Below are 11819 nucleotides of genomic sequence, written 5' to 3' on the forward strand. Positions count from 1 at the left end.
ATACTAAAATAGTTTTAAAATCAAACTAAATTAAAGCATGGAGGATATTGTTTTGGATAGAGAATACAAAAGCAGTTTGAGATGTTTGAAAATTGGAGATAAGGTGGCAGAACTTCCTATTATTCAAGGGGGAATGGGCGTGGGAGTGAGCCGTAGCTCCCTGGCTGGCGCAGTGGCAGCAGAAGGAGGAGTGGGAGTTATTTCCACAGCTCAGATCGGATATGATGAGGCTGGCTTTGAAAAAGACCAGGCGGGGTGCAATCTGAAGGCAATAAGAAAGCATATATGGATGGCAAGGGAGATTGCCAAGGGAAAAGGGCTGGTCGGTGTTAATATTATGGTAGCGCTGAAACATTATAAAGAGCATGTAAAGGAAGCTGTGGAATGTGGTGCAGATGTGATCATCAGTGGCGCAGGACTTCCCATGAATCTGCCAGAGCTGGTACCGGAGTTTTGCAGAACAAAGATTGCGCCTATTGTTTCTTCAAAAAGGGCAGCAAATCTGATTCTGAAAATGTGGGCACATCGATATAACCGGACTGCAGATCTGATCGTAGTGGAAGGACCGGAGGCAGGAGGACACCTGGGATTTTCCAGGGATCAGCTGGCTCACAGGGATGAGATGGATTTTGACCAGGAAATCCGGGATATTATTGCATGTAAAAAGGAATATGAGGAAAAGTTTGGCCGGGAAATTCCAGTGGTAGTTGCTGGCGGAATTTTTGACCGGAAAGATATTGATCATGCTATGGCACTTGGGGCAGATGGTGTGCAGATCGCAAGCCGGTTTGTAGCGACAAAGGAATGCGATGCCGATGAAAGGTATAAACAGGCGTATGTAAATGCAAGGAAAGAGGATGTGCAGATTATCCAGAGCCCTGTAGGAATGCCTGGAAGGGCGCTTTGCAATCCTTTTATGAAACTGGTAGAGAATGGACGGATTCCAGTAAAGAAGTGCTATAACTGCCTGGAAAAATGTAATCCAGGACAGGTTCCGTACTGCATTACCAAGGCATTGATCGATGCGGTGGAGGGAGATGTAGAGAATGGATTGATGTTCTGTGGGGCAAATGTTGGAAGGATTGACAAAATTACTTCAGTGCATGAATTGATGCGGGAATTGGCAGAAGGCTGATGGTTAGCCGGTTCCTATATGGTGATGTTGCTGACAAACGGCATGTCCGTTTAGAGTATAAGGTTTAGATTAGAATTTTATGGCGGGAGAGAAAATCCCGCCATATTATGTTTATTGTAATTCTGCAATCCGGGTGACGCCTACGTAAATTTCCTGAATTTTGTACCAGGTGGTATAATCTACGATTCCGGTTTCCGGAAGACCGAAAATATTCTGGAATTTGCGGACAGAGGCCTGAGTCTGGGCACCATAGATTCCGTCCGGATTTACTTTTGGAAGAGCAGGGTAGGCCTGGCTGATAGCATTTAGCTGTTCCTGAAGCTGGAGTACTTTGCTGCCGGAAGCACCAATATCCAGGTCATATCCTGGCCAGGAGGAAGGAATCCCGGAGACTTCTTCTGCCACATTGATATACATATCGTTTCCGTAGAAATACCGTAGGATTTCAATAGCAGAATATCCCTGGTCTCCAAGCCGCTTGCTTCCCCACTGTGTCATCCATCCTCTGTCCCGGCACTGCACCCGCTCTCCGTCGCAGTACTGGGTAAGAATTGGCTGACGGACGTTAGGACGGGATAGATAATTCTCGAAAAGTTCGTCTACAATGCGGTCGATAGAGTCAAAGATGTTTCGTCCGCGGATCCATTTGTGGTCGTAGGCGGTGGAGGAGGTGATGGTGTAGTCTTTCCCTTTATTGCGGTACCACTCCGTGTATACCCGGTTTAGGGTAAAGGACATAATTGCCAGGATGTTGGCGCGGATAGTGTCGTCAGGCCAGGTGGCATAGATTTCGCTGCTTGCTACATTTTTGATATAGTCGCGGTAGCGGACATAATAATTAGAGGCGGAGTTATCACCTACAGGCCCATCGTGCACTACAATGTATTCCGGAATTACGACCTTGCTTAGAACAATTTCGCCAGTTTCGTGTACTGGTTTAATTTCAGATTCCTGTATTTTTGGTGGATATTCATAGAAAAGTGTATGGGGAGGAATGACAATTCTGTTTTCCGAAACAGTGTCTTGCCTGGGATTCAGAAGGACAGGCTGTTTGGCCAGAACCGCAGGCAAGACTTCTGTGCCTGCGATTTCCTCCTGGTGAAAATCCTCGGCTTTGATCTGCATGGAATATTCTGCATAAGGCTGCGCCTCCTCGGAAGCATTCAGGCTGTATTCCAGAGGAGGCGTTTTTAATTGAAGGACAGGGGTGTTGCCGGAAGAATCCGTGCGGACTTCTTCAATGACACTGTTTGGATCACCTGTATAAGAAATACGGACCAGTGCATTTTCCACAGGGCGGTTGTCTGTTTTTGAATGGACCGTTATCTGTAAGGTACCCTGGTCTACATTTTCCTGCTGTGCACATAAGGCTTTTCTGTAATACATGGACGACCTCATAAAATGCTCTTCCAGGTATTATATGCTAAAAATGCAATTGTGAAAACATAATTCAGGGATGTTTGTGGGGATGAGAATATATTATAATAGTAAAGAGGCAGCAGGACAGCGGTGCCTACGGTGAAAAAAACGAAAGAAGGAATAAAATGAAACACTTAAGAAAACAAATTGCAGGCTATCTTTTAACGCTTATTCTGCTTATGGCAGGAATCGTATTCCCTGGAAGTGGGGAAAAGGTTCTGGCATCTGGCGGCAGCATGACTGTGCATTTCCTGGATGTGGGACAGGGATTATCCATTCTGGTGCAGTCAGAGGGACAGAATCTGCTGTATGATGGTGGTCCAAGAAGCGCGTCCAGCTATGTGGTGTCCTATTTGCAGGAGCAGAATGTGTCAGAAATTGATTATCTGATTTCATCCCATTACGATGAGGATCATGTGAGCGGACTGATTGGCTGTCTGAATGCATTTCAGGTGGACAATGTGATTGGAGCAGATTATATCCATGATTCTTCCCTTTATGGCTCTTTTATGGATGCAGTGGCAGCACATGGGCTTGAAGTACAGCATCCGGCAGTGGGGGCGGAGTATACATTTGGCTCGGGAGAATTTACAATTCTTTCACCAAAGGAAATCAGCAAAGAGAGTAATGCTAATTCGGTGGCAATTAAGCTGACGAATGGAGAAAACAGTTTCGTTTTTACCGGGGATGCAGATTTTAACTGTGAGGCAGATATGGTGAATTCCGGGCTTGATCTGAGCTGCGACGTGTTAAGTGTGGGCCATCATGGATCTGCTACATCCACAAGCTGGGATTTTCTTCAGGCTGCAGTTCCGGAATTTGCAGTGATCAGCTGCGGCGCAGGAAATATGTATGGTCATCCGCATGCGGATACCATGGAAAAACTGTCAGATATGGGAATTCAGGTATATCGCTCTGATGAACAGGGAACCATTGTAGCTTCTTCGGATGGAAGTGCTATTACCTGGAGTGCAGATCCTTGCAATGATTATACTTCAGGTGATGGAGAAACAGCTGGGCAAAGTGAAGGGGAGAAGGGATTTACAGCTGAAGATAATAGCGGAACTGATGCAGCTGCAGCATCAGAAAAGTCAGAACAGATTGCTGCAGCAGATGACAGTCAGGAGGAAATGGTATGGATATCTGCTACAGGAAGTAAATATCACAGTATTCCTGACTGTGGAAATATGAATCCGGATAAGGCATATCAGGAGCCAGTCTCACAGGCTGAGGCTCAAGGATATGAAGCTTGTAAGAAGTGCTTTTGATTATATATATTTAACCGAAATTTTCCATTATATTTCGGAATATCCCTTTTTTATTTGGGAAAATTCTGGTATACTAGAGCGTGTTTGAAAAAGGCTTTCTGCAAGATGTGCGTCACAATTTGTGGGAGATTTTGCCCGGATGAGGGCGCCGTAGCGGGCTACGGCAACCGAATTCGGGCAAAATATACCGCAAAGTGGGGCGTGCAGATTGCAGGAATGATTTTTCAAACAGGCTCTAAAGTGTATGCTTAGTAGAACGTACGGAATATAAAATATAATAACTGTGTAGTTTTCGGACCGTAATCCGTGAGGGCTCCGGCAGTTATAAATAAATTGGTGGTGTAAAATTAGTGAGTGAACAGAAAAGAGTAATTTATACAAAGGAGGAACTGGCTGCGAAGGTAAAGGTTCCGGCTATCGTGGAGCAGGATCTGAAGCGCATTATCAGTGATCGCCTGGAACAATGCGGTCTGTATTACAGATGCTTTTCCAGAATCAAGACAGCTTCTTCTATGGCTCATAAATTTGCTCTGAAAGATTATGGCGCGGAGAATAAGAAACTGCAGGACCTGGTAGGTGTCCGTATTAACCTGTATTTTGATGATGATGTAGAAATCTGCCAAAATATTGTGGAAAATACCTTTGATGTGATTGGCTGGTCCACTTCGGAAAGAAGCGAGGAGGAGTTCAAACCTACGAAATTAAACGGCGTGTGCCGTCTTCCGGAATATTTGAGATCAGAGATTTCAACAGAGACCTGGGATATGTATATTGATGATACCTTCGAGATCCAGATTAAGACCATGTTTTTTGAGGGCTGGCATGAGATCGAGCATGATATGCGTTATAAAGGAGAGGAACTGTGGAAGAATTACAAGGGCTTTTCCAGATACTTTAACAGTATTCTGGCAACTTTGGAGCTTTGTGATAAATCCATGGTTACCTTGTTTGAGGATCTGGGACATTCCCTTTATAAATCAGGCAGATGGAGTGATATGATCAAGAGTCATTTCCGCCTGAAACTGGGAGAGGGACAGCTTTACCCTGAGGTGGCGAAGCTTCTGGATGAGGATTGTGACCAGCAGGTGGAGAATCTGGCCAAGCGTATTTATAAGACCAGCAAGCAGACACTGGTAGACCAGCTGCTTCATCGCAGCCGCAAGGTACCGATCAATGTAAATACGATCATTGCCCTGTTAAACGACAGTCAGTTCCATGACAGTCGTCTGACCGCTATTTTTAAGGAGCGTGATGTTTATAACGATGGGCGTGAAGAGAGCCTGGGAGAGTCCTGGCATTATGAGATGAAGCCTTTGATCCGTCACAATGTATTCCAGATGTGTACAGAGGTGGACGGGAGCAGGATGAGAGAGGAACAGCTGGCTTCTGCTACGGAGATTTTCCAGCAGGCAGCAGACTGTATATATGGCTGGATCGTGGGAAAATACGGCGGATTGTTTAAACAGATGCCACAGAAGACCAGCACCTATCATGCGGATATTCTGGCTTATCATGTGGCTGTGAATTATGATCCGGGCAACCGCCACCTGAATATGCATGTAAGACATATGGATATGGAAGTGGGCGGCCGGATCTGGTATTCCGAGGCAGGGCTTGAGGTATCCCGTCAGGAGAAAGTAATCCTGAAGGTTTGCAACGGATATGCACAGCCGGCCAGAGAGCATACTATCCAGGATCCGGGAGTAACCTTTTTCAGCTATCCGGGCTATTATAAGACAATTGTAGATAATATCGGAATTGTTAATGGAATTGAGTGCTCTAACCGAAGAAGGATCCTGCGGGAGGAGATGTTTGGAAATCTGATCACAGCGCTGAAGGATTCCGAGCGTTTATTCCCGGTCGTGGTGATCGTTTCCAGAGAGACTTCAGATGGAATGATGGATGAAGACTGGCTTGGCCAGTTCCGCGTATCTGATTTTACAAGAACGGTATGGCGTTATTCCCATGTGTTTACTGCCCATGAGTCTACCGGAAAGAAATTCTTGAAGCTTGCAGGGATTGATCTGCGCCAGATTGATGATATTCCCAGACTTTATATTTTCTGGCCAGGAGGAGACGTAGATGATTACGGTCCGGAGGATGTGACGAACTGCAGTTTTGGACGTCACCTGGAAGCGAGAGGCGACGCCCGCACCTACGATATTGTCCGCGGCGGACAGGCATTTTACCATAAGATCGTTACAGATCTGCGTGAGTGGAATATTTCCGCAGATATGTGGGAAGGATTTAAACTGGAGACAGTGACGGAATTGCCGAAATAGAATGATAGAAGTACCACTGGCAGTTGGTGAGAAAATTAAGACGACGATTTTCTTATCAGCTGTTGGTGGTGTTTCTTTTATGACTGAATATAACTTGGCGTTTAAAAGAGAAAATCTGTTAGGTTATAACGTATACTTGTACCTTCAAAAATAAAACTATTTTGTAGTGGTTAATTCGAATTTAAATGTAAAATACAAGAATAAAATGCAAAAATAAAATAAAAGCACAAGAAATAAAATAAAACGCAAGATATTCTTGTGAAAAAGCATTGACGTTTATAGAAAATATGGTATCCTATAATAGAAAGGAGTGTGAAAATATGACGAAAAGTGCAAGAATACAAGAAAAAATCATAGAAATTTTGGCTGATGGAAATTATCATACTGTTCAAGAAATTAAAAGTTTTCTACGGAAAGCAGGAATTTCTGATTATTCAGAGGGGCAGTTCTCTGGCTCATTAAATACTTTGCTTAGAAATCAATCCATTCAAAAAATGGATAGGGGGATTTATAAAATAAAACAAAATTGGGGAGGTAAAGATTTTATGAAAACTTGTTTTGTAGTATCTCCTATTGGAGAAACAGATAGTGAAATAAGGAGTAATGCAGATAAATTATTCAAATATATTATTAGTCCAGTTTGTGAAAGTTGTGGCTTTGAACCTGTACGAGTAGATCAAATTAATGATTCGGATTCAATTACACAAACTATTATTGATAAGCTTTTATCATCGGAGCTTGTCATAGCTGACATTTCGGGGCATAATCCTAATGTTTTTTTTGAAATGGGATATAGAAAATGTACAGACAAGCCGATTATTCACTTAAAAAAGAAAGGCGAAACTATACCATTTGATGTAAACACAGTAAGAACATTCGAGTATGATCTAACCGATTTAGATAATGTAGAAGAAACTAAGAAACGTTTAGAACAAACAATAGGGACCTTTTCTTTTGAGAACAAAACTAATGCATTGGGACAAGATGAAGAAAACAATAAGCAGCTTTTTTTTCAAAGTATTCTTACTATGCTGTATCAAATTCAAGATTCTATTACTGAATTAAAAGAGCAAATAAATAAAAAAGATACAGAAACGATACAAGCAATAATGCAAACAAGCTTAAATAATGCCCAAAAAGAAGAATCTACGGATGTTGTTATGATGAAAACGTTGTTACCCGAGTTGATTAAAAATCCAAAATTATTCCAAAATTTAATGCAATTTGCCGAAATGACTAATAAACCTAAGAAGCAATAAAAAAGAGATAATCATAATTGTTGAGGACGAAATTTGCTGAGGGTCTTTTGTGAGATAAATTGTACTCTATAAACTGAATAAAATTTAAAGATAAATTTGTATTTCTGTACAGACTTTAGGAACGGATTACCAAAATTATACGTATCCTAAAAACTATGTAGAAATTATAGCTATTTCACTGTAAAATGTTTATACTGCTATTATGCATGAAAACGTAGAAATGCCTTTTAACTCCTCAAGATTATGCAGAAGACTATTATATACGAGCTTTAGACATTATTTTCTCATACATTTATTCGAGGAAGATACACTAATGTTTATAGTAAAGTTCCAGAAAATACAGTTCCTGTTTGCGATTTGAACGCTTGAATGGATTATATCCAAACGAAGAAAGGATAGCTATAGCTACGTATCATTTGCTAAAGTTACGCAGAGCATGTTGTTTCATGCTTAAAATTGCTGGGTAGAGATTTTTAATGATTTTGAGGTGACGTGCATGACTAATCTCATACCTAATCGTTCTAAAATGGTTTCTGGGATATGTCGGATTAAATGATTGCTGGATGTATTTATCATTTTCATGACGATTGTAGTGAAAAGTGACAGCGTCTGCTTGTTTATCATCCTTGCGAATTCTGAATGTGGCAATGACTGTCTGTCAAAGATAACATCTGATGAATTTTTCGGCTACTTCAGAGTTACACTTGTTGTGCGTTGCATAATCCTTTTTTGTGGTTGATATAGTATTGGGACATCGCCTTTTTGAAGATATCTGTGAGACTAGATTGTAACAGTATGAAAAAGTTACGGAGATATTTATCAATGGTAAGAATAAAATGGAATTTTGCAAGTAAGGAGGGAGCCATAGATATGACTCCCAGGAGTTTTTATTTGACAATTATGTAGTCTATGCGATTGATGGTTTGGATACGGTTAGAATCTTTTAACAGCTTTATTGATTTATTTAACTGAGTACTAGAAATATTTGGATATAATTTTTCTAAGTAGAATAGAATATTTGTTTTTGCTAAAGGTTCGTTTTCGGAAAGGATGTTAATTATGTCCTCAGAAATAAGTGCTGTGTAATGATTGGCTTCTTCGGTGGCAATAAGTTTATCAAGTTTGTCTTGAGTATATTTATCGAGGAACATGTTATCGATTAATGCGATGAATTCATCTGTAGTACGTTCGGTCTGAGTGACTTTCATACTGTTTGAGATTTGAAATTGGTCCCCCATGGCAGTATTGAATTTTAATTCATTTTTAGAAACATATTTTAAATCAAAAATGTTGCAATCTACTAAGTGAAAACCGTAGCATTTATTATTATTAATAATACTTTGATGTTCTATTGATAGAATAAAAAAGAATGCATCAGGATTATTTATGTAAAAAGGACGTATTTTACGGAATGAAGTGAGGTTAGATCCTTTTCCTGCATTATTTCCTTTTGCAAGTGAAGCAGATTTAACATCAATTAATATATCGTATGTTATTCCATCTAATTCAAGTGATATGTAAATGTCTTCAAGACTGCTACTTTCTTTACTTGCAACAGATTTAATATTTGTATATATACTCGAAGCACGATTGAATATTTCATAAGTCCACTCATCAATAAAAGGACCTGCGATTTTATGGATATCTTTTTCGGGAACATTACAGTCTAAATTTGTGTTAATTTTAACTAAATTTGTCATAGGTGAAGATAATGCGGATTTTATAATATCAATGAGAAATTTTTGTAATCGTTGGGATGTTTCGAAGTGATGATTCATTTTGTATCCTCCTTTTTGGTTATTTCAAAGTATTATATCATAATATGTTGAAGAAAGGAATGATTTATATGGATATAAATTTGGAAGCAATTTGTGGAGATGCTATCATAGAGTTAAAAAAAATAGAGTCTAATTCTGTGGATTTGATTGTAACAGATCCACCCTATAATTTGAATAAACACTATGGCAATAATTATGATAAATTTGAATTTGATGAGTATTTAAATTTTTCTAGAGAATGGATAAAGGAGGCTGTAAGAGTATTAAAACCCGATGGTACAATGTATGTGTTTATGGGAATGAAATATATATCATATATTTATAATGTTTTGGAAAAGGAAATGGAAATGTACTTTAATTCCTGGATTACTTGGTATTATACTCAAGGAATAGGAAAAACTAAAGGCTATTCTCCTAGACACGATGATATACTTATGTTTACAAAAGATAAGAAAAGGTTCAAATTTAATTTAGATGAGATTAGGGTGCCTCAGAAGTATTATAGATCTGTTAATAATATGAGAGGAGCGAATCCTGGAAATGTATGGGAATTTTCACATATGCATTATTGCAATAAGAATAGAATGAAACATCCGACTCAGAAACCGGAAGGATTATATGAAAGAATGATATTAGCGTCATCTGATGAGGGCGATGTGGTGTTAGATCCTTTTCTTGGTAGTGGTACATTGTTACGTGTGTGCCAGAACACTAATAGAAATGGTATTGGTATTGATATAAATCCAGAATATATTCGGATGTCAAAGGAACGATTAGAAGAAAAATTTTTGGGATTTGACAGTATTGATGAGAGAATGAAAAGAGTACCAAACGATTTGAATAATGCTGAAATCAGAGAAAATTATATAAAAAATCATATTAGCTGGTTTTTGAAAAACCATCAAGATGCAATTGATGATTTTATGAAAGAGGTAAAAGAGAAGTATTATGATAAGATGAAAGAGACAAACCAATTATATTTATTTAAAACGTATACATCATATAAGTGCAGAAAGAAATAGAATGATTATGATATTTTGTTAATGGCTATAGTGTGGAAAATAGTGTGACAATACGATCCGTGCAACAGGTAGAAAATAGATAAAATGTTTCAAATTCTGTCGAATATTAACAAAAATAACATATAAAACTTTAAAAAGAAGTGATTGAGCCACTTGAATATTTTGGATAATCAAAGTTCTTGAGGGTTTGCCAAACTTGTTGAGGGTCTTTTGTGAGGGTTTCGCTATAAAAACCGGAAGTTTGCCCCTCACGAAGAGAGCCCCTCAACAAGTTTGATTACCCAATATTTTAGGAAAAGACACCCTTTGTATACCTCCTGAACATTCGGAGTCCAAAAAAGCCCGCAAAACAGGCGCTTTGCAGGCTTTTGACACTTCTTGATAAAATAAAAAAATGCGGAAGATGGGACTTGAATTAATTTCATCTTGACAGCGGAAAAATGTTGATTTTATGCGGTGTTTTCAATGTGGCACTAAATGTCTGTTTCAATAAAAGGGGCAGAAAAGGGGCAACTTTAAAAAATAGATACTTTTGCAATCTGTTCGTTGTCTTTCTCCGTGAGCTTTTTTGTGACATGTAAGTATATTTCTTTGGTAACCTTGCTGTTTTCGTGTCCGAGTCTCCTAGAGATGGTATCAATGCTGATACCTTGCTCCAAGAGAAGAGAGGCATGAGTATGACGCAGGGCATGTGGGGTGATAGCACGCCCTAAGACACGCTTGGAGTTTTCCCTTAAATATTTATTGTAGGAATAATAGTGTATATAAGTTCCATTCCTGGAAAAGAGAAACAGGGCTGGCTTTCCAATATTAAACATTAAGCGTCGGCGGAGCATCAGCGCATTTAATTGTTTGCATACATTTTCCAATTCCTCCTGCATATACACATCCCTGATCGAACAAAAGCTCTTTGGAGATGTGACGATCTGGTTTATATAATCATAGTTTTTTGTTACATGGATCACCTTGTTTTTAAAATCCACATCTATACGGTCCAAGGCAATCAGCTCACCAACTCTCAGACCAGACAGCGCCATGAATTCAGTACACAGTCTCCAAAGAGTGTGATCCATTCCATCCAATAAGGCTTTGAGCTGATCTGATTCCAGGTACTTATCCTGTATTTTTTGTTTATGAGGAAGATCCTTGAAAGGTTCTATTTTCTCCAGAAAAGTAATGTCACTGATCATATCGTTACTATATCCCCAGCGGATCAGAGCGCGGAAACGAGTAAGATGTTCATTTAAAGTACTGTTTTCTTTTCCAGAATCACGAAACTTACTCCGAACATATTTAGCAGTCATATGCTCCACAATTGTACTTTCACCAAGCATTTTCATAATGGCATTGCAGGCAAAATAATTTCGGGAGTATGTAGATTGTTTGACTGTCTTTTTCTGATCTTTTCTATATTCCTCAACCAATTCTTTTAAGGTGCACTGATGATCTGGACGGGTTCCCATAGCCTGCTGGATTTTTAATTCCAAAGTCTTCTGTGCTGTTTTTCTGGTTTGGGCGGTATTTTTATCCATTGTGATAGATACACGTTTTGTTTTTCCAGTCAAATAGTCCTCATACCGTAAGCGTCAAATAAGAATGTGTAGCGAAATCTTTAGAGTTTTCCTGTAAACTTAGGGTTAGAGTTTTTAGGCTTTA

9 protein-coding genes and 1 pseudogene are annotated in these 11819 nt (G+C 39.4%); 6 read left to right on the forward strand and 4 right to left on the reverse strand.

Annotated features, from left to right (window positions below; all coding sequences use genetic code 11):
- The first annotated feature begins 52 nt into the window (after window positions 1–52).
- The gene (locus AB5618_RS18795; RefSeq protein WP_330590252.1) at window positions 53–1135 is read left to right on the forward strand and encodes a nitronate monooxygenase family protein; all 1083 of its coding nucleotides are present in this window, start codon (window positions 53–55) and stop codon (window positions 1133–1135) included.
- Window positions 1136–1246: 111 nt separating this feature from the next.
- Here AB5618_RS18795 and AB5618_RS18800 read toward each other — a convergent pair whose 3' ends face one another.
- Window positions 1247–2521 carry a peptidoglycan-binding protein gene (locus AB5618_RS18800; protein ID WP_118578722.1) on the reverse strand — a complete coding sequence of 425 codons (1275 nt, stop codon included), beginning with the start codon at window positions 2519–2521 and terminating at the stop codon, window positions 1247–1249.
- Window positions 2522–2679: 158 nt separating this feature from the next.
- On the opposite strand from AB5618_RS18800, the gene AB5618_RS18805 reads away from it, so the two are divergent.
- Window positions 2680–3822 (forward strand): ComEC/Rec2 family competence protein, encoded by a 1143-nt coding sequence (locus AB5618_RS18805; RefSeq protein WP_148463525.1) that lies wholly within the window; start codon window positions 2680–2682, stop codon window positions 3820–3822.
- Window positions 3823–3849: 27 nt separating this feature from the next.
- Here AB5618_RS18805 and AB5618_RS18810 read toward each other — a convergent pair.
- A pseudogene (locus tag AB5618_RS18810) lies at window positions 3850–3990 on the reverse strand (DUF6783 domain-containing protein); the annotation flags it as partial.
- Between AB5618_RS18810 and AB5618_RS18815 the strand changes: the two are divergent.
- From AB5618_RS18815 to AB5618_RS18825, 3 genes are all read left to right on the forward strand, one after another.
- Window positions 3928–4074 carry a DUF6783 domain-containing protein gene (locus tag AB5618_RS18815; RefSeq protein ID WP_306467796.1) on the forward strand — a complete coding sequence of 49 codons (147 nt, stop codon included), beginning with the start codon at window positions 3928–3930 and terminating at the stop codon, window positions 4072–4074. The pseudogene AB5618_RS18810 and the gene AB5618_RS18815 sit on opposite strands and share 63 nt — an antisense overlap.
- 98 nt (window positions 4075–4172) lie before the next feature.
- Window positions 4173–6104 (forward strand): hypothetical protein, encoded by a 1932-nt coding sequence (locus AB5618_RS18820; protein ID WP_148463527.1) that lies wholly within the window; start codon window positions 4173–4175, stop codon window positions 6102–6104.
- A gap of 320 nt (window positions 6105–6424) precedes the next feature.
- A complete protein-coding gene (locus AB5618_RS18825; protein ID WP_148463528.1) occupies window positions 6425–7363 on the forward strand; it encodes a nucleoside 2-deoxyribosyltransferase in 939 nt (312 codons plus the stop codon).
- A gap of 887 nt (window positions 7364–8250) precedes the next feature.
- On the opposite strand, the gene AB5618_RS18830 is transcribed toward AB5618_RS18825, so the two are convergent.
- Window positions 8251–9141, reverse strand: a complete 891-nt coding sequence (locus AB5618_RS18830; protein ID WP_148463529.1) for a hypothetical protein — start codon at window positions 9139–9141, stop codon at window positions 8251–8253.
- Between the two features lie 68 nt (window positions 9142–9209).
- On the opposite strand from AB5618_RS18830, the gene AB5618_RS18835 reads away from it, so the two are divergent.
- A complete protein-coding gene (locus AB5618_RS18835; RefSeq protein ID WP_148463530.1) occupies window positions 9210–10163 on the forward strand; it encodes a site-specific DNA-methyltransferase in 954 nt (317 codons plus the stop codon).
- Window positions 10164–10678: 515 nt separating this feature from the next.
- Here AB5618_RS18835 and xerC read toward each other — a convergent pair.
- Window positions 10679–11728 (reverse strand): tyrosine recombinase XerC, encoded by a 1050-nt coding sequence (gene xerC / locus AB5618_RS18840; RefSeq protein ID WP_368366980.1) that lies wholly within the window; start codon window positions 11726–11728, stop codon window positions 10679–10681.
- Window positions 11729–11819: the final 91 nt, after the last annotated feature.

Origin of the sequence: Ruminococcus sp. J1101004sp1_RTP21198st1_B9_RTP21198_201120 (assembly GCF_040924245.1) — a bacterium.
Classification (GTDB): Bacteria; Bacillota; Clostridia; order Lachnospirales; family Lachnospiraceae; genus Blautia_A; species Blautia_A faecis.

Bases quoted from the DNA above. Each gene is read 5' to 3' on its own strand.
- AB5618_RS18800 (WP_118578722.1), bottom strand. From the start codon at position 2,521: ATGTATTACAGAAAAGCCTTATGTGCACAGCAGGAAAATGTAGACCAG.
- AB5618_RS18815 (WP_306467796.1), top strand. From the start codon at position 3,928: ATGTGCGTCACAATTTGTGGGAGATTTTGCCCGGATGAGGGCGCCGTA.
- AB5618_RS18805 (WP_148463525.1), top strand. From the start codon at position 2,680: ATGAAACACTTAAGAAAACAAATTGCAGGCTATCTTTTAACGCTTATT.
- AB5618_RS18835 (WP_148463530.1), top strand. From the start codon at position 9,210: ATGGATATAAATTTGGAAGCAATTTGTGGAGATGCTATCATAGAGTTA.
- AB5618_RS18830 (WP_148463529.1), bottom strand. From the start codon at position 9,141: ATGAATCATCACTTCGAAACATCCCAACGATTACAAAAATTTCTCATT.
- AB5618_RS18825 (WP_148463528.1), top strand. From the start codon at position 6,425: ATGACGAAAAGTGCAAGAATACAAGAAAAAATCATAGAAATTTTGGCT.